Origin of the sequence: Aromatoleum evansii (genome assembly GCF_045689615.1) — a bacterium.
Classification (GTDB): Bacteria; Pseudomonadota; Gammaproteobacteria; order Burkholderiales; family Rhodocyclaceae; genus Aromatoleum; species Aromatoleum evansii.
In genome coordinates this window covers 1-17977 of record NZ_CP141259.1, presented here as the reverse complement: position 1 = coordinate 17977, position 17977 = coordinate 1, and the positions used below count along the sequence as shown (strand labels likewise).

13 protein-coding genes are annotated in these 17977 nt (G+C 62.7%); 2 read left to right on the top strand and 11 right to left on the bottom strand.

Features of this window, described 5'->3' with window-relative positions; all coding sequences use genetic code 11:
* Window positions 1–246 precede the first annotated feature (246 nt).
* Together U5817_RS00065 and U5817_RS00060 are read right to left on the bottom strand one after the other, a co-directional pair.
* The gene (locus U5817_RS00065; protein ID WP_169132123.1) at window positions 247–1584 is read right to left on the bottom strand and encodes a HipA domain-containing protein; all 1338 of its coding nucleotides are present in this window, start codon (window positions 1582–1584) and stop codon (window positions 247–249) included.
* A complete protein-coding gene (locus tag U5817_RS00060; RefSeq protein WP_169132122.1) occupies window positions 1584–1877 on the bottom strand; it encodes a helix-turn-helix transcriptional regulator in 294 nt (97 codons plus the stop codon). The genes U5817_RS00065 and U5817_RS00060 overlap by 1 nt, the downstream gene beginning before the upstream one ends.
* A 749-nt stretch (window positions 1878–2626) precedes the next feature.
* On the opposite strand from U5817_RS00060, the gene U5817_RS00055 reads away from it, so the two are divergent.
* Complete coding sequence (locus tag U5817_RS00055) at window positions 2627–3856, top strand: hypothetical protein (protein WP_407279281.1); 1230 nt, start codon at window positions 2627–2629, stop codon at window positions 3854–3856.
* Window positions 3857–3953: 97 nt separating this feature from the next.
* Here the strand turns inward: U5817_RS00055 and U5817_RS00050 are convergent, their stop codons facing one another.
* From U5817_RS00050 to U5817_RS00025, 6 genes are read right to left on the bottom strand one after another with little or no spacing between them, the layout of a single operon-like run.
* A complete protein-coding gene (locus tag U5817_RS00050; RefSeq protein WP_407279280.1) occupies window positions 3954–4679 on the bottom strand; it encodes a M48 family metallopeptidase in 726 nt (241 codons plus the stop codon).
* Between the two features lies 1 nt (window position 4680).
* Window positions 4681–7962, bottom strand: coding sequence for a type I restriction endonuclease subunit R (locus U5817_RS00045; RefSeq protein ID WP_407279279.1), 3282 nt, complete (start codon window positions 7960–7962; stop codon window positions 4681–4683).
* Window positions 7959–9185 (bottom strand): restriction endonuclease subunit S, encoded by a 1227-nt coding sequence (locus tag U5817_RS00040; protein ID WP_407279278.1) that lies wholly within the window; start codon window positions 9183–9185, stop codon window positions 7959–7961. Before U5817_RS00040 ends, U5817_RS00045 begins: the two co-directional genes overlap by 4 nt.
* Window positions 9175–10227 carry a virulence RhuM family protein gene (locus U5817_RS00035; protein WP_407279276.1) on the bottom strand — a complete coding sequence of 351 codons (1053 nt, stop codon included), beginning with the start codon at window positions 10225–10227 and terminating at the stop codon, window positions 9175–9177. The genes U5817_RS00040 and U5817_RS00035 overlap by 11 nt, the downstream gene beginning before the upstream one ends.
* A complete protein-coding gene (locus U5817_RS00030) occupies window positions 10220–11731 on the bottom strand; it encodes a type I restriction-modification system subunit M (RefSeq protein ID WP_407279275.1) in 1512 nt (503 codons plus the stop codon). Before U5817_RS00030 ends, U5817_RS00035 begins: the two co-directional genes overlap by 8 nt.
* 7 nt (window positions 11732–11738) lie before the next feature.
* Window positions 11739–12326 (bottom strand): hypothetical protein, encoded by a 588-nt coding sequence (locus U5817_RS00025; protein WP_407279274.1) that lies wholly within the window; start codon window positions 12324–12326, stop codon window positions 11739–11741.
* Window positions 12327–12382: 56 nt separating this feature from the next.
* On the opposite strand from U5817_RS00025, the gene U5817_RS00020 reads away from it, so the two are divergent.
* Entirely contained in the window at window positions 12383–12553 is a 171-nt protein-coding gene (locus U5817_RS00020; protein WP_407281132.1) for a DUF3892 domain-containing protein, read from the top strand.
* Between the two features lie 78 nt (window positions 12554–12631).
* Here the strand turns inward: U5817_RS00020 and gyrB are convergent, their stop codons facing one another.
* From gyrB to dnaA, 3 genes are all read right to left on the bottom strand, one after another.
* On the bottom strand, window positions 12632–15145 hold the full coding sequence (gene gyrB, locus U5817_RS00015) for a DNA topoisomerase (ATP-hydrolyzing) subunit B (RefSeq protein WP_407279273.1): 2514 nt from the start codon (window positions 15143–15145) through the stop codon (window positions 12632–12634).
* Between the two features lie 199 nt (window positions 15146–15344).
* Window positions 15345–16451: a DNA polymerase III subunit beta gene (gene dnaN, locus U5817_RS00010; RefSeq protein ID WP_169132472.1), complete on the bottom strand. Its 1107-nt coding sequence runs from the start codon at window positions 16449–16451 to the stop codon at window positions 15345–15347.
* 83 nt (window positions 16452–16534) lie between these two features.
* A complete protein-coding gene (gene dnaA / locus U5817_RS00005) occupies window positions 16535–17977 on the bottom strand; it encodes a chromosomal replication initiator protein DnaA (RefSeq protein WP_407279272.1) in 1443 nt (480 codons plus the stop codon).

Below are 17977 nucleotides of genomic sequence, written 5' to 3'. Positions count from 1 at the left end.
CCGTTTTCCCCTACCTCGATTTGCTTACGGGACCGAGACAGGTGTTTGTGATGCCGTAACGCAGGCCACGGCCATCGCGGGTCAGGCGCAGCGCTTCAATTCGCCGCGGAAAAGCTGTGTGAGGTTTTCGTTGACCCACTAACGGGACAGTATCTTCGCCCCCGGGGTGTTACTACGCAGCTGACCCATTCGCGCTTAGGGATTTGTCGCTCAATTACCTGTTTGGGTCGGCGGGACCCGGCGCCGTCAGAGGAGCGCCGGGTCGACTTTCGCGATTTCGGGCGCCATGCGCGCCTGGCGCTCGCATTCGGTGACGACAATCGCGTGCAGCAGCTCGACGAGGGCCGGCGCCACGCCGGCCTCCCGCGCATCCTCGAGGGTCCCGGGCAGGCTCTCGGCGACGCGCTTGGCCATGCGGGCGAGCTCGATGCTCACCTGGCGCAGCGGCAGGCCGCAGGCGTGGGCGAAGCTTGCCCACTCGAAGGGCGAGAGCTCCTGCGCGTGAAACGCATCGCCAATGGCCATGGCGTAGGTGGTGTCGAGCAGCTGGACCCCGTCGAAGGCGAACCCGCACACGAGGTCGTACGCGGGCGCCAGCGTGAGCCCTTCCCGCCCGGCGTAGAACGAGAGGTTCTTGGCATGGGCGTCGGTGTTGCCGATGAGCACCTGGAAGAGGGTCCAGCGCAACAGGGCGAGGCGTTCGGCGGCCGGCCGCGGGCAGTGCTCGAGGAGCGCGAAGAGCATCGGCAGCGACGCCCCCTCGCGCAGGTCGCGCACGTCCCGAGTGTCGCCGTACGGACGCTCGTACTTGAGCGCGGACGAGAGGCCCAGCGCCTGGCAGCCGTCGATGATGTGCCGGCGCACCACGCGTCCGCCGCTAAGCTCGCGGTCGAAGCGCTTCACCGCCAACACCGGCTCGGGCACACGCACCAGCGCAACTTCTGCAACCGGCAGCTTGGCCCGGTGTGCGAGCCGCATACAGAAAAACTCGTTGCCGGTGAGCCCCGCCAGCTGCGCGGCAACCGGCTCGGGCTTCAGGATGTGGGTCGAGGCGAGATGCCCCCCCTCGACGAGTGCCCACTGCCCATCGGCCTCCTCGAAGACGGCAATCTTGTCCTGGTACCCGGCAATTGACAGGCGCACCCGCCCATCCCACACGGAGAAGGGATGAAACGGGCGCGCGCGGATGCGCTCCGAGAGCTCGGCGTGCGACAACGGCCGGCGCGCCTCGGGCACCGGCGTCGCCACCGTCCCGGGCAGGCGCAGCTGCAGCGCTCCGGCGGTCTCGCCGCCCAGCGCCGCCAGGAGCCCCATCAGGTTGCCCTTCGAGAGCTTGTGCGTGCTCGCCGCATCATCGAGCGCCTGCCCCTCGGGCAACAGGTTCTCGAAGAACTGGCGCACCGCGGCACTGTGCTGCTCCTCGGTGGTGTCCGCCCCGGTTTCGAGCGGCAAGGTCGGCCCGAGCGCATAGCGCTCCTTGCGCGAGAGCCACACCGGGCTGTAGCGAAACACGTAGCGGTGGGTCGCCGCCGTGTAGCCGAGCGTGCCGGCAAGCTCCCCATTCATCAGGACGTCGAGTTCCATCACGCACGCGCCTCACGGATGAGCTGCGAAATCGAACTGGCCTCGGTCGCCGGCGCCATGAAGAGACTCACCCCCAGCTCCTTGGCCACGCGCAAGGCTATCCCCAGCCCGACCGTCGGCTTGCCTGCCTCCAGGTCACCGAGCGTCTGCTTGGCAATACTCACCGCCAGCGCCGCCTCCTCGAGCGTGAGGCCGCTGGCGGTGCGAGCCGCACGGATGGCCAGCCCGAGGTCCTCGCTGGTGGTGAGCTGCGGGTCGACAGGGAAGACGGTGGGAACGACGCGACGTGCCATGGACAATACTCCTATTTTGATAGGAGTATAACTCGGCATGCCCTTCGATTCAAAAATAAGCCTAGCAAAATAGGCGGCTATCTCTGTGTGCCGCGATTCCAGAGATTGCGCCTGCTATAGCAGGCATAATCGCCCGCAACTGCGAGTCCGCGTCCCTTTGGTGGCATTGCTACGCGCCCAGCACAGAATGTAGAAAGGGCGGAGAGTCCGTTGGATTCTCCGCCCTTCGCGCTTGTGCTAGTTTGCGCTTAGCAAACTGTCAATTTATGACCCCCGCTACAAAAAATCTGTCGGGTGACATGGAAAATGAAATTCTGAGCTTTGATTTTATTATGGTTTTTCGCTTTCCGTGTCACCGCATCAAGGGGTAGTGTCAAAGTTCATGAAAAATCCGTGCGTTCGTGCCACAGATAGTGAGAAATTCGTGCGGGACGTCTTCTCCCTCTAGCATTCGGTCGTGACCAGCCCGATTACCACTGAGTGCGAGTCGAGCGCCCTGTCATTGTAGTTCCTCTTCGGACCGTCCCTGCCAGGCATCCGTTCTGGCAGTTGACTGTGATAGTGCACGGCATATGGACAAGGTTTCGGTGCTCCCGCTACTATGCGAGGCGGTGCCCACCTTACTTGCACACGAGTAGAAAAAGGCTTCTTCCTGCTGTCATCGAAAACCTCTCTTTGAGCCTCGCCGTCGGGGACTTAAACGTGTGCGCTTGACCCGAAATCGGCGTGGTGTTGAGGAAAGGTTTGTCATGACGATCAAAGAACTTGCGTTCTCGGCGCAACAGCGCCTCCAAGCCAGCGTGGGTATTCCCGTCAAGCGGGGACACGTGTATGAGCTTCTGGCTGCTTCCTTCGGTTTCAAGTCGTACGCTGCCTTCAGCGCGGTCGCCTTGCTGAGCGATTCAGGGCTCGGCACGTCCGTCCCGACCCTCCGTCCCGAAGTGATTGGCCGGAGCGTGCAACTTGGCTACCTGCAAAACGAAGGGGAGGCGATCGCGACCGAGCTTGTCAGCTACGCGGCGGGGCGCGCCCTTTCGTATGTTGAGTGGCGCGACATTCGTGCGGCCCTGGCCCCTTCAACGCCGGTTGAGGAAGACGAGGATGATGACGACATCGACGACTGGGAAGATGAAATCGATTCTGATGATGGGGCTGAAGAACGATCCGAGCATTCAGGCTTACTACAGCTAAGCAGCTTGCACGCATCGACCCTGTTGATCGACGGTCTGGAGCGGGCTGCTGCCGGGAATGACGCATTGGCGCATTTCGCGCTGGCCGCGGTGAACCGATGCGAGCTTCCGAGCAGCTACCTTTACGAGGAATCGCTCAAGGGGCGAAAGCTCACTGCGACTGAACAGCGATGGGCTGACGAGTACATCCAGAACAAGCCGCGATTCGAGAAGTACGTACATCATCTGAGGCACGCTGCGACGACTGGGGTGCGCGCTGCGGCGTTGGAGTTTGCCGAAGTCTTTCGCGATCCGCAGTTCTTTGCGGTTGCCGAGGCGAGCCAAGGCGCGGTGGATGCAAGGCGGATGGTCAAGGTCGCCGCGAGGCTGGGCGATCGAGACGCAGAGCATAGATGGTTGCGTGTTGCGGCTGAAGAGGGTTCATCCCGGGCGCTCGAGGAACTCGCCGATTTTGGCGATGCCTGGGCACTTCGGACATTGGCGGAGTCGGGAGACGTCGATGCGATCCGGGAACTCGCGGAGAGGGCACGGAAAACCGACCTCCGCGAGGCCTGGATGTGGCAGTACGTCGCCAAGCGAATGGGAACTGACCTGACCAGATCCTCGCTGCGGGCCTACCATGATGGAGGCCTCTACGATGGGCAGGACTATGACGACGACCAGGGTGGCCCTCTTTACGTGGCCGGTGACGAGGGGCTGCAACTGACGCCGCTAAGCCCTCCGGAAGATCGGGCAGCGCGAAAAATGGCGCATGAATTCTTCAGCGCAATGAGAAACGGGCGTCGATAATCTGCCCATGACGGCCCATCGCATTGCCTGCTGCGATGGGCTTGAGTGTCGCTCGCTTGGGCAGAGGTCGGAAACGACACCTCGCCTCCGCTTCACGTCACCGATTCAACAGCAACTCGGCCATGCCGTCGAGTTCCGTCTTTCTCGCTTCCCAGTCAGGCAACAGGGCTTCGAGCAAGCGGTAGAAGTTGGCGCTGTGGTTGTGCTCTTTCAGATGACACAGTTCGTGGACTACGACGTACTCGACGCAGGCGCGGGGGGCCTTCACCAGTTGCGGGTTGAGCAGGAGCTCGCCCTTCGGCGAACAGCTGCCCCACTGCGTACGCATGTTCAGCAGTCGCCATGGCGGTTGTTGCTCCAGCCAGGTCGCCTTCGCCGCGCATCCGGCAATGATCCGTGCAAACACGTCCAGGCCGCGGCCGCGATACCACTTCTCCAATAGGTGACGAATCGTCGTTGCCTCGCGCGTCGGGGTCGTCACTTCCAGCCGGCCGCGCAGGAGCTTCACGCCTGGTTCGGCCGCCGGTTCAACATTGACCTTCAACATGTAGCGGCGGCCGAGGTAGAAGTGGCTTTCGCCGCTTACGTATTCGCGCGGAAGCACATGCCGCCTGCGTTCGCGTTGACCTTCAAGCTGCAGCCATACCCAACGGGCGCGCTTGCGTACGGCTGTCATCACTTCGGATAGCTCGGTTTCCTCGGGCGCGTCGACGCGCACCGCGCCATCCGGCATCACATGAATGCTCACCCGCCGTTGCGGGCGTGACACAAAACGGATCGTAAAGGCGATCTTCGCGTCGCCGTAGGGAATCGTCCGTACCACCTCAATAATTTCCTCGCGACAGGCCGATGCGTGTCACCTGGATCACTTGCTCGATAGCCTCCTTGGCCCGCTCCAGTCCCATCAGCGAAAAGAGGCGTGGCAGCAGGGTCTTGCGAATTGCCGCCTCGATGTTCTGCGGGTTGAGGGAATTTTCGGCCACGGCGTCACGTACCACCTTGTCGATCGCCACGGACTCATTCACCAGTCTGGATGCATCGCTGCCCGCAAACTCCGTTTCACCCAGCACCAACCGGCAAATGCCGAAGTAGGCCCGGGCGTGAGCGTTGTCGCCAAACGCGTCGGGCATACCCGCGAGATCGCGTTGCTCGACTTGCTCTTCAAACTTCTTGAAAAGAGCGTACTGCTTGAGCGGATGGTCAAACATCGCTTCGGCTTCGGCAATCGCCTGCTTCAGCAACTCGGCAAAGACCTTTTGGGCATAGGGATCGTTGGCGAGATCCTGCTCGATGGTTCTCTTCAAGCGGGTGCGAATGAGGTCCGTTTCATTTCGGGTCTTCTCCTCGCTCCATTGCTCAGGCTCGTCGGCCGTGCCCAGTTTGTGGACCAGATATACGCCCTCGGGCTCGCGGACCTCCTGGCCGATGACCTGCTTATCCACCATGCGACGGATCTGGTCTTCATACACGCTGTAGTCCACCGTCTCCATCGCATCCTGGCGCGCGATCTTGCGCAGGCTGGAGAAGAACTGGAGATCTTCTTTGTACCGGGCCACGTCGACCTCGGAAAAGCTGTGATCCTCGAAGAAGCTTCGCGACGACAAGGCGGTTTGCAGGCACAAGCCGAATTGGGTCAGGGCATCGTAGAAGTCGTCGCGCACCTTCTGGCGGGTGTCGTAACTCGCGCCATCATCATCCTCGGCGTAACGCGGCATCAGCACCTGGCGGTACTGTTCCAGGTCCTGCCGGTTCCTAACCTCCGCAAAGATGGCCCATAAGGCCTCGTGCAAGCCGGGCAGCCGTTTGTACTCGGTGCTGAACTGGTGATAAAGGCCCTCGATGTCTGCCAGCTCGTAGCCGCCTTGCGTGCGGGATTCCAGGTCCTGATAGGCGCGCACGGCCGTATCCAGCTCTTTCAGGATGCCGCGGTAATCCACCAGCACGCCATAGCGTTTGGCCTCATGCAGGCGGTTCACGCGGGCAATGGCCTGGATCAGGTTGTGTTCCTTGAGCGGCTTGTCGATATAGAGGACCGTATTGCGCGGCTCGTCAAAGCCGGTCAGCAAGCGGTCCACGACGATCAGCAGGTCGGGGTCGCCGTCGCCGGCAAAGCCCTCCAGCACCGCGCGTTCGTAGGTGTCCTGCTGGTGGCCCACGTTCGCATTCCACCATTTCTGTACCTCGGGCAGCTTGCTTTCGTCCACTTCGGTGTTGCCTTCCCGGCTGTCCGGGGCGGAGATGACGATGGCGCTGGTCACCAGGCCGGTGTCGTCGAGGTATTGCTTGTAGCGGATCGCATCCAGCTTGCTGCCCGTAGCCACCTGCCCCTTCAGCCCCAGGCCCAGCTTCTTGATGTTCTCGTTGAAGTGCGTCGCAATGTCCCAGGCAATCAGCTCGATGCGATTGGCCGCACCGTAGATGGCCTGCTTGTTGGCGAACTTCTTCTTCAGGTCGGCGCTCTGCGCGTCCGACAGGCCCGCGGTAATCTTGTCGAACCAGCGGTTCACCGCTTCTTCGTTGATCGTCAGTTCAGGCACCCGCTCTTCGTACAGCAGTGGCGAGACGGTGCCGTCTTCCACCGCACGCTGCATCGTGTAGGCATGCACGATCGGGCCGAACTTGTTGGCGGTCTTTTCCTTCTTCAATAGCGGTGTGCCGGTGAAGGCCACATAGGCTGCGCGCGGCAGCGCCTTGCGCATGCGCTCGTGCGTCTCGCCGCCGTGACTGCGGTGACCTTCATCCACCAGCACAATCAGATTGGCCGAGGGGTTGTGGCACTCAGGCAGTCTGGAGGCGGTGGCGAACTTGTGGATGAGCGTGAAGATGATCCGCTCCGTGCCCTGGCCGATGCGTTTGGCGAGCTCCCGGCCCGAACCCACCTTGGCCTTCTCGCCTTCCTTCCTGGTCGCGATGGCCGAGCCAAAGGCACCGCTGCTCATGAAGTTGCGCGCCAGCTGGTCTTCCAGGTCCAGCCGGTCAGTCACCACCACGACGCGGCAGGCCTTGATGTGCTCATGCTGCACCAGCGCCTTGGTGAGGAAGACCATCGTGAAACTCTTGCCCGAGCCGGTGGTGTGCCACACGATGCCACCCTGCCGGCCGCCATCCGGCCGGCGCTCGCCAATGCGGGCGATCAGGGCGCGGATGCCGAAGAACTGCTGATATCGCGCCACCACCTTCCCCACCTTGCGGTCGAACAGCACGAAGAAGCGCAGGAACTCCAGCAAGCGTGCCGGCTGCAGTAGCGCGGCCAGCAGTCGATCCTGGTCGGTGGGCAGCACGGGCTGAGACCAGAGTTGTTCGAAGTAAGCCTTCAGCCTGGCCGGCTTGCCCGCAAGCAGTGCCGTCCGCGTATCGGGTGCCAGGGGCTGGTTCTTCCATTTGGCGAGGAGCGCATCCGAAAACTCCTCCTCGCGCCACCGTGCCCAGAATTTGGCGGCGGTATGGGTGGTGCCGTAGCGCCCCTCGGTGTGGCTCACGGCCACCAGCAACTGAGCGTAGGCGAAGAGTGGCGGAATTTCGTCCGGCCGCTGGTTGCGCAGGTGCTGGCTTACACCCTCGTCCACCATCGCCTTCGCGGTGTGGCCACTGTCCGGCCGCTTGGCCTCGATCACTGCCAGCGGAATGCCGTTCACGTAGCACACCACATCCGGAACGCGGCTGTGCGTGCCGTGGGTGGAGATCAACTCCAGCTCTTCGGTCACGTCCCAGCGGTTGGCGGCGGAGTCGTTCCACTCGATCACCGCGATGGTGGGCTGGTGCTTCTTGCCGTCGGGCATGAACTCGGTAACGGTCACCCCCAGTGCCAGCTTGGTGTACAGCCGCTCATTGGCCGACAGCAGGCCCTCGGCCAGGTTGAGGGACGAAACCTCGCGCACGATCTGGTCGATGGCGCTGGGCGACAGCGGGTACCACTCCCCCTTGTACTCGAAGCGCCGCGTCTGCAGCACTTCGACCAGCCGCGGCTTCATCAGCACCTCGCGCGTACTGCCGCGCAGGGCCAGGCAAGCCTCGGTGCTCAGGAACGTCCAGCCCAGGTTGCACAGCAGATGCAGGGCGGGGATGTGGGCGCTGTATTGCTCCCGGGTCTGGGGGACGGGGCTCATGACGCGCTCGTTTCCTCTTCGCACACGGAAACGCGGACGCGGCGCTTGCCGGTGAGGAGTTGCTGCATGAGCGCGCGCTTTTCTTCCCGCAACACGGCAAGCTGCTTCTCAAGACTCGAAATCTCCTGCTCTGCGACATCGATCACAGCAGAGATGGCCGCCTGTTCTTGGAGCGAGGGTAGTGGAATTTCGATCTTCTTGAAGTCGCCCCAACGCAGGCTGCCACGACGATCCACGGAGGCATTCGTGTTGGCCGCGAATATTTGCCTGTAGTGTTCGGTCTTCAGAAGTTTGAAGAGAAAGCCGTCATCGATAGCTCCGCTGGTCTTGAAGACCGTGTACATCGGACTGATCAGCGCCTTGTCGTAAAGATTCTGATAGCCGATAGACCCTTCGTCGATGTGATTGGTGGCGTAGGCGAAGCAGTTCCGCTCAACGATCTTGTAGGTCGTTGTATCTTCACTGAATATTCGCTTATTGAAATATGCCAGCGAGTCAACAAGGCCCGCGTGTTTCGTGCAGGAAAGAACAGGGAGCGGTTCATCAGCCACGTTCTTGGCGCTGAATTCATTGGCCACACGTTCAATAGCAACGTGCTCCCAATCGACGGGAAGACTGCCGAATCGAGTAGCCACTCTTCGATCACTACGAGCAAACTGCTTCAACCGCCTCTTTCCGCTAAGGAGTTGCTGCATCAGCGCCCGTTTCTGCTGACGTGTGTTGGCGACGAGTTTTTGGGTAGCGGCTATCGCGTCATCCCAAGTAGCAAGCACAGTAATGATTTGCTCTTGCTCCGCGATAGACGGAAGTATTATTTTGAGGTTTTCCAAACCGGACTTAGTAAGTTTGTACCGCCCAACCCCTTGTCGTGATAGCACTGGCGTCAAGTCACAGTGCATAAACGTGTAGTGAAACCACTTTGCCAAGCACGCTGATGAGTTTCCGACGATATGCGCATGGTTATTTACATTCGCTTTTCCGGAAAAGTAGAGCGTCATTTCACGCTCCTTGAATTTCAGAAAATGATCGCCATCCTCACCGATTAGCGCAAATTCCTCATTAATCCTGTAATGGTCTAGGTAGCCAAGGACTCCGGTGGGTCCGAAGTAAGGATAGGGGCCATGCATCCCTGACCGCTGCTCCGTACTTATGGGAAGACGGAGGTTGTTCTTGATTGCGCATGCATTGCCAACCGTCGTTTGCTTCCATCCCTCAGGCAACATCGTTGCCTCCTTTGGCAGAATTCGTCACCGGCTTGGTTTTCTCCACTGCCTCCAACTCTGCGATGTCTTCCGCGTCCGCCTGCAAAGCCTCCGCCTTACGCCGCTGCGCGTCGAAGAGGTCATAGCGCTCGTGCACAAGCTTGACCATGCGCTCGTGGCTGATCTTGCCCGTGCCCTTGAGCAGCGGGCGCTCGTTGAAGGCGAGGAAGTTATCGACGTACTGGCGCCAGTCGGCCATGGTGATCTTTTCGCGCTTTTTGGCGCGGTCTTCGGCGTAGTCGAGGAACATCGTGGCGAGACGGTCGAGTTCCTCGATCTCGTCCGCCTTGAGGTAGTTCTTGGCGACGATGACGTCAGCTTTGCGCACCCGAGTCTTCGACCAGGTCTGCAGTGCCATGTTGGGCTGGGTGGGGTCGGCACGGCCGACGATGATTTCGGCAGCGGTGTGCTCGGTGACGGCGAAGAGCATCTTGTTCTGCACTTCGGCGAAGAACAGGCCGGCGGCTTCGGCGTCGTCACGATAGTCGGTCGCCAGCGCGAAGAGGTCGCGGATCTTCTGGTAGAAGCGCTTTTCCGAGGCGCGAATATCCCGGATGCGCTGCAGCAGTTCGTCGAAGTAATCCCAGCCACCGGGGTTCTTGAGCCGCTCGTCGTCGAGCACGAAGCCCTTGATCAGGTATTCGCGCAGGTGCTGCGTGGCCCACTGGCGGAACTGCGTGCCGCGCGGCGAGCGCACTCGGTACCCGACAGCAAGGATGAGGTCCAGGTTGTAGAGCTTCAGGGTGCGGCGGACGAGGCGAGCCCCTTCGGATTGAACTTGTAAGTCCTGCTTACACGTTGCCTCAGGTTGGAGTTCCCCGTCGGCGTAGATGGCACGGATGTGCTGTGTGATGTTCTGTGAGGTCGTCTGGAACAGGCTTGCCAATTCGGCCTGTGACAGCCAGACCGATCCGCCCTCCGCACGAAGGTAGAACTGCGCGGCGCCGTCTTCGGTGGCGTAGATGACGAGTTCGCCCCGGCCTTGATCATTGGTTTCACTCATAGCCGAGTTCCTTCAGATAGCCGGCCATCTTTTCTTCCAGCACGGCCAGCTCGGCCTTGAGCTTTTCGCGCTCGGCGCGCACGGCCATCAGGTCGATCTCTTCCTCTTCTTCGAAGGTATCGACGTATCGCGGAATATTGAGGTTGTAATCGTTCTCGGCGATCTCGGCGGGGCTGGCGAGATAGGCGTACTTGTCCACGTTTTGCCGCTCGGTTGCGGCGGCGATGATGCGGTCGAGGTCCTGCGCGCGCAGGAAGTTCTGATTCTTGCCGTCCTGGTAGTCCCGGCTGGCGTCGATGAAGAGCACCTTGTCGTCGAGCTTTTTCTTGCGGAAGACGAGGATCGCCGCCGGGATGCCGGTACCGTAGAAGAGCTTCTCGGGCAGGCCGATCACGGTGTCGAGCAGGTTCTCCTCGATGAGCTTGCTGCGGATCCTGCCTTCCGCTGCGCCGCGGAACAGCACGCCGTGGGGAACGACGACGGCCATGCGCCCGGTGCCGGGCTTCATGGTCTCCACCATGTGCAGGATGAAGGCATAGTCGGCTTTGGTGCGGGGTGGCACGCCCCGGCGAAAGCGTTTGTATTTGTCGTCGGCGGCGGACTCAAAGCCCCATTTTTCGAGCGAGAAGGGCGGATTGGCGACGACGACGTCGAAGTGCTTGAGCAGGCCATCCCCATCGAGCAACTTGGGGTTGCGCAGGGTGTCACCCCATTCGATGCGGTGGTTGTCCTCGGCATGGAGGAACATGTTCATCTTGGCCAGCGCCCAGGTGCTGCCGATCGCCTCCTGCCCATAGAGCGCGTACTTCTTGCTCCCCGCGAGACTGCGGATGAGCTGGCCGCACTTCATCAGTAGCGAGCCCGAGCCGCAGGTGGGATCGCAGATTTCGTCGCCTTCTTGGGGGGCGACCAAGCGGGCCATCAGCTGCGAGACCTCGGGCGGCGTGTAGAACTCGCCGGCCTTCTTGCCGCTGGTGGAGGCAAAGTTCTTGATGAGGAACTCGTAGGCGTTGCCGATCACGTCGAGCGTGCCGACTCGGCTGGGCCGCAGGTTGAGTTCCGGCTTGGCGAAGTCTTCGAGCAGGTGGCGAAGGATGTCGTTCTTCTGGGCCTCGTCGCCGAGCTTCGTGGAGTTGAAGCTTATGTCCTGGAAGACGTCTCGCAGCTTGGTGAGGTTGGTCTCCTCGATGGCGTGCAAGGCCTTGTCGATACGCTCGCCGTTACCCGGTTCATGACGGGCCCGGTGCAGTGCATAGAAATTGGCCTTCTTCGGCAGCACGAAGCGCTCGTTCTTGAGCAGCTCCTCGATCAGTTCCGGATGGTCGCCATGCTCGGTCTTGTACTGCTCGTAGTGGTCCTGCCAGACATCGGAGATGTACTTCAGGAAGAGCATGGTCAGGACATAGTCCTTGTAAATGCTCGGGTCCACGGTGCCGCGGAAGGTGTCGCAGGCGCCCCAGACGGCGGCGTTGATGGTGTCCTGATTGATGGGGGTAGCAGTCATGGTGGCTTCAGTCGTGGCTGGGGTCGTTCGAGAAGAGCTCAAGCGCCAAGGCGTCGAGTTGGCGCTGGCGGTTGCGGATCAATGCTTCGAGCTGCTGTTGCTCATGCACCGCCGTTTCGGCGAGCGCAACGATCAACTGTTGTTGGTGAATCGTCGGAACTGCGACGGGCAGCGCTTCCAGTACCGGCCTACGGATGCTCAGCTGGTCCGACCCTTCTGCGTTGCTGGCCAGATATCGCTGGGCCGGTGCGCGGTTGATCTGCCACGCCAGGAATTCCGGCAGCAGCGTCGGTGATTTGATCCGCAAGAGGAAGAAGTACTGGGAGCACACCGACGGTTTCGGGACTTCCCGCAGACAGACCGCGTAGTTGCGTGCGCCGCGCGCGACAAATACCACGTCGCCCGGCTCAAGCCACTGGACTGCCTTGGTGTTGTCGACCTGCGTCTGCACGAGCCCGTCCCACGCGACTTCTCCGTGCGGGTTGACGTCACGCATCTGCAATGCAAAGGCGTTTCCGCCTTTCACCTGGGGCACGCGGCCGCGAAACGGGTGTCCCGCCTGGACGCTAACGAGACGCTTCAGTGTCGAGTTCATGCTGCACCAATCGAATTGATGCGAAAGTATGAGCGTGTCGCCGTGGTACCGCAACTATTAGCAGGCAAGGCCCGTATCTTCGGACACATGCGGATGGAAAATGGAACAACAACCTGCTGGCTCAGGCAGAGTGCGCCTTTGACTGCATGATCGTCTTCGGCGGCTCGTTAGGCGCAGCCACGTTTCCGCCAACGATCGCGATGCGGGAAAGTGAAAAGAGCCCTTGAACGGGCTCTCTTCGTTAGCTGTGCCACCAAATCTCACTTACTTGACACAGTATTGACCTTCGGTGGAATCCGACAAAATCACACGTCGATATTCCGCGCAAACAGCGCGTTGCCCTCGATGAACGCCCGGCGCGGTTCCACGTCGTCGCCCATCAGCGTCGTGAAGATCTCGTCGGCGGCGATGGCGTCGTCGATCTGCACCTTGAGCAGGCGGCGCACGGCCGGATCCATGGTCGTTTCCCACAGCTGCTCGGGGTTCATCTCGCCCAGACCCTTGTAGCGCTGCTTGCTGAGGCCGCGTTCGACTTCGGCGAGTAGCCAGCGGATGGCGTCGGCGAAGCGGGTGACCGGCTGGCTCTTCTCGCCGCGGCGGATCTCGGCGCCCTCGCCCATCAGGTCGGCGATGGCGGCGGCGGCGGTGCGGATGCTGCGGTAGTCGCCGGAGACGATGAATTCCTCGTCGATCCAGCCGCGCTTGCGGTTGCCGTGCAGCATGCGCTCGATGGCGATGCGCCAGGTTTCCGAGCCCTCATGGTATTCGGGACGGATCTGGACCTCGTCGGGCAGGTGCGGGCGGATGCGCGCGGCGGCGGCGGCGGTGGCGGCTTCGTCGGCGAGGCTGACTTCGATGTCGTGCGCGAGCATCGCGTGCAGCACCGCGCCGTCGATGTAGCCGGAGAGGCGGTTGATGACCGCTTCGGCGAGCAGGTAGCTGCGGGCGAGGCCGCCCAGGGTCTCGTCGACGATGGGGGCGGCGCCGGTGCGCGGCACGAGCGCGGCGCCGTCGAGGGCGAGCTTCAGCAGGTGCTGGTTGAGCGCCGCTTCGTCCTTGATGTACATCTCGTTCTTGCCGTGCTTGATCTTGTACAGCGGCGGCTGGGCGATGTAGATGTGGCCGCGCTCGACCAGCTCGGGCATCTGGCGGTAGAAGAAGGTCAGCAGCAGGGTGCGGATGTGCGCGCCGTCGACGTCCGCGTCGGTCATGATGATGATGCGGTGGTAGCGCAGCTTCTCGGGCTTGTAGTCTTCCTTGCCGATGCCGGTGCCGAGCGCGGTGATCATGGTGGCGATCTCCTGGCTCTGCAGCAGCTTGTCGAAGCGCGCCTTCTCGACGTTGAGGATCTTGCCCTTGAGCGGCAGGATCGCCTGGAACTTGCGGTCGCGGCCCTGCTTGGCGGAGCCGCCTGCGGAGTCACCCTCGACGAGGTAGATCTCGCACAGCGCGGGATCCTTCTCCTGGCAGTCGGCGAGCTTGCCGGGCAGGCCGACGCCGTCCAGCAGGCCCTTGCGGCGCGTCATCTCGCGCGCCTTGCGGGCGGCGTCGCGGGCGCGCGCGGCCTCGACGATCTTGGCGCAGATGGTCTTGGCGTCGATGGGGTTTTCCTGCAGGAAATCGGTGAGCTTGCCGGCGACGACTTCCTCGACCGCGGGGCGGGCTTCCGACGACACCAGCTTCATCTTGGTCTGGCTGGCGAACTTGGGGTCGGGCATCTTCACCGAGAGCACGCAGGCGAGGCCTTCGCGCATGTCGTCGCCGGTGATGTCGACCTTGGCCTTCTTGGCGATCTCGTTTTCTTCGATGTACTTGTTGATGACGCGCGTCATCGCCGCGCGCAGGCCGGTGAGGTGGGTGCCGCCGTCGGCCTGCGGGATGTTGTTGGTGTAGCACAGCACCTGTTCGGCGTAGCTGTCATTCCACTGCATGGCGACTTCGACGCCCAGTTCGGCGTCGTGGCCGTGGCCGGTCGGGATGCGCGTGGTGCCGGCGGCGTAGAACACGTTGGGGTGCAGCACCGATTTCGTGCGGTTGATGTACTCGACGAAGCCCTTCACGCCGCCGGCGAAGGCGAAGTCCTCTTCCTTGCCGGTGCGCTGGTCGATGAGGCGGATCTTCACGCCGTTGTTGAGGAAGGACAGCTCGCGCAGGCGCTTGGCGAGGATCTCGTAGTGGTATTCGACGGTGCCGAAGATGTCGTCGTCGGCGAGGTAATGGACCTCGGTGCCGCGCTTCGTCGTCTCGCCGATGACTTTCAGCGGGCTGACCTCGACGCCGTCGACGTGCTCGAGCACGCGGTCCTGCGGCACGCCGCGGTGGAATTCCATGAAGTGCTTCTTGCCGTCGCGGCGCACGGTGAGGCGCAGCCACTTAGACAGCGCGTTCACGCACGAGACGCCCACGCCGTGCAGGCCGCCGGACACCTTGTAGCTGTTCTGGTTGAACTTGCCGCCGGCGTGCAGCACGCACATGACGATCTCGGCCGCCGAGCGCTTGGGCTCGTGCTTGTCGTCCATCTTCACGCCGACCGGGATGCCGCGGCCGTTGTCGGCCACCGAGATCGAGTTGTCGGCGTGAATGGTGATCACGATGTCGTCGCAGTGGCCGGCCAGCGCCTCGTCGATGGAGTTATCCACGACCTCGAACACCATGTGGTGCAGGCCGGTGCCGTCGGAGGTGTCGCCGATGTACATGCCGGGACGCTTCCTCACGGCTTCCAGGCCTTCGAGCTGCTGGATGCTGGATTCGTCGTAATCGCCGGACGGGGCGGGCGCGGGGACGGGGGCGGGCTGAGGCAGGTTTTGCGGATCGGACATGCTCATCTCAAAGGCTTGGCCACGGTGCGGAAACGGGGTCACGCTATCGGTGGGAATTGCGGTGTGGGAGCGTCTGTGTGGGAGCGGCTTCAGCCGCGAATCGGCGCTGTCGCTCCCGGGGCGGCCCATTCGAGGCTGAAGCCGCTCCCACAGGGACATCGGCTCCGACCGCGGCTGAAGCCGCTCGTACAGGGAGGGGTTAGATGCGCATCGGCATGACTACGTACTTGAAGCGATCGTTGCCCGGCAGGGTTACCAGCGCGCTGGAGTTGCCGTCGTTGAAGCGCCACTCGACCTGGTCGTCGTGGATGTTGGTGAGCACGTCGAGCAGGTAGGTGACGTTGAAGCCGATGTCGAGCGGGTCGCCGTGGTAATCGACTTCGAGCTCTTCCTGCGCTTCTTCCTGTTCGGCGTTGGTCGAGGCGATCTTCAGCGTGCCGTCGCCGAGCACGAGGCGCACGCCGCGGAACTTGTCGTTGGTGAGGATGGCGACGCGCGACAGGGTCGCGAGCAGCGGCACGCGCTCGAAGGTGATCAGCTTCTGGTGGTTCTGCGGGATCACGCGCTCGTAGTCGGGGAACTTGCCATCGATGAGCTTGGAGACGAGCTCGATCGGGCCGAAGCGGAACACGACCTGGTTGCCGGCGAGGACGATTTCGAGCGGATCCTCGCTGTCGGCGAGTTGGCGCGCGAGTTCCATGACCGTCTTGCGCGGCAGGATCACCTCGGTACGCGGCACTTCGGCCTCGAGCGGGCTGGACGCGAAGGCGAGGCGGTGGCCGTCGGTGGCGACCATGCGCAGTTCCTTGCCGTCGGCGATCAGCAGCAGGCCGTTGAGGTAGTAGCGGATGTCCTGCTGCGCCATCGAGTAGGCGACCTGCGCGAGCTGGCGCTTGAAGCTCTTCTGGCTGATGCTGAAGCGCGTGGCGTCGCCGTCCGGCAGGTTCATGCGCGGGTAGTCGGCGGCGGGCAGGGTCTGCAGCGCGAAGCGGCTGCGGCCGGCCTTGACGGTGAGGCGCTTGTCGTCGAGCGTGAGCACCACCTCGCCCTCGTTGGGCAGCGCGCGCAGGATGTCCTGCAGCTTCTTCGCCGCGACGGTGATGTTGGCGTCCTCGCCGCCGATGTGCCCGCCCGTGGTCGTGCGGATCTGGATCTCGATGTCGGTGGCGAGCAGCGTGAGCTGGTCGCCGTGCTTCTCGATCAGCACGTTCGACAGGATCGGCAGGGTGTGGCGCTTTTCGACGATGCCGGCGACCGACTGCAGCGGGGCGAGGAGCGCATCGCGGGTGGTGGTGAGCAGAAGCATGGCGTCAGGATCTTCCGTTTGAGGTTATTCCGTTTGTCCGGGCAGGGAAGCGGTGCTGCGGGGAAGGTGCATGCGGGGAGCGCTCATCCGCGCAGCACCTGCGTCAGCACGTGCACGTCGTGGTTGAGCTGCTGGTCGGCGAGGCGCAGGTCGGCGATGGTGCGGCAGGCGTGCAGCACGGTGGTGTGGTCGCGCCCGCCGAAGGCCTCGCCGATCGCCGGCAGCGACATCGGCGTGAGGTCCTTGGCGAGCCACATCGCGACCTGGCGCGGGCGCGCGATGACGCGCGTGCGCTTCTTCGAGTGCATGTCGGCGACCTTGATCTTGTAGTAGTCGGCGACCGTCTTCTGGATGTGCTCGATGGTGAGCTGGCGGTTGTGCGCGTTGAGCAGGTCCTTCAGCGCATCCTTGGCGACTTCGAGCGAGATGCCGCGGCCGTGGAAGCGCGCGAAGGCGACGACCTTGTTGAGCGCGCCTTCGAGCTCGCGCACGTTGGAGCGCAGGTTCTTGGCGATGAGGAAGGCGACGTCGTCGTGCAGGTCGACGCGCAGCGCCTCGGCCTTCTTCTGCAGGATCGCGACGCGCATCTCGAGCTCGGGCGGCTCGATCTGCACCGTCAGGCCCCAGTCGAAGCGCGAGATCAGGCGGTCCTCGAGGCCCTGGATGTCCTTCGGGTAGGTGTCGCAGGTGATGACGATCTGCTTGCGCGCCTCGGTGAGGGCGTTGAAGGCGTGGAAGAACTCTTCCTGCGTGCGGTTCTTGTTGTTGAAGAACTGGATGTCGTCGATCAGCAGCAGGTCGAGCGAGCGGTAATAGCGCTTGAAGGCGTCGAAGCTCTTCTGCTGGTAGGCGCGCACGACGTCGGCGTAGTAGTCCTCGACGTGTACATAGCGGATCACCGCGCGCGGGTTGCGCTGGTAGACGGCGTTGCCGATGGCGTGCACGAGGTGGGTCTTGCCGAGGCCGACGCCGCCATACACGAACAGCGGGTTGTAGGAGGTGCCGGGGTTCTGCGCGACCTGCATCGCCGCGGCGCGGGCGAGGTCGTTGGCGCGGCCGGTGACCAGGGTGTCGAAGGTGAAGTCCGGGTTGAGGCGCGTCTTCTCGTAGGCGAGGTCGGCCGCGCTCGACGCGATTTCCGGTTCGGGGCGCGTGATGATGGCGGGAGCGGCGATCGGCGCGGGCGTGGCGTTTGCCGCCGGGGCTGCGCCTTCCGTTGCCACCGGCACGCTTGTGGCGACCGGAACGACGGTGCGCGCGGCCGTGCGCGTGCTGCCGGCTTCGGACATCACGAGTTCGAGCAGCAGCGGGCCGCCGTGGAACTCCTCGCCCAGCTCGGCGATGCGCTTGAGATAGCGTTCGCGCACCCACTGCATGACGAAGCGGTTGGGGGCGAACAGGCGCAGTGATGGTTCGTCGCTCGTCCCGGTCTCGGCTTGCAGCGGCTTGATCCAGGTGTTGAACTGCTGCGGCGGCAGTTCGCTTTCAAGGCGCGACAGGCAGAAGGACCAGAAATCTTGACTCAC

Coding starts and splice junctions, on each gene's coding strand:
- U5817_RS00045 (WP_407279279.1), bottom strand. CDS start 7,962: ATGAGCCCCGTCCCCCAGACCCGGGAGCAATACAGCGCCCACATCCCC.
- U5817_RS00040 (WP_407279278.1), bottom strand. CDS start 9,185: ATGTTGCCTGAGGGATGGAAGCAAACGACGGTTGGCAATGCATGCGCA.
- U5817_RS00035 (WP_407279276.1), bottom strand. CDS start 10,227: ATGAGTGAAACCAATGATCAAGGCCGGGGCGAACTCGTCATCTACGCC.
- U5817_RS00065 (WP_169132123.1), bottom strand. CDS start 1,584: ATGGAACTCGACGTCCTGATGAATGGGGAGCTTGCCGGCACGCTCGGC.
- U5817_RS00060 (WP_169132122.1), bottom strand. CDS start 1,877: ATGGCACGTCGCGTCGTTCCCACCGTCTTCCCTGTCGACCCGCAGCTC.
- U5817_RS00055 (WP_407279281.1), top strand. CDS start 2,627: ATGACGATCAAAGAACTTGCGTTCTCGGCGCAACAGCGCCTCCAAGCC.
- U5817_RS00025 (WP_407279274.1), bottom strand. CDS start 12,326: ATGAACTCGACACTGAAGCGTCTCGTTAGCGTCCAGGCGGGACACCCG.
- U5817_RS00030 (WP_407279275.1), bottom strand. CDS start 11,731: ATGACTGCTACCCCCATCAATCAGGACACCATCAACGCCGCCGTCTGG.
- dnaN (WP_169132472.1), bottom strand. CDS start 16,451: ATGCTTCTGCTCACCACCACCCGCGATGCGCTCCTCGCCCCGCTGCAG.
- gyrB (WP_407279273.1), bottom strand. CDS start 15,145: ATGTCCGATCCGCAAAACCTGCCTCAGCCCGCCCCCGTCCCCGCGCCC.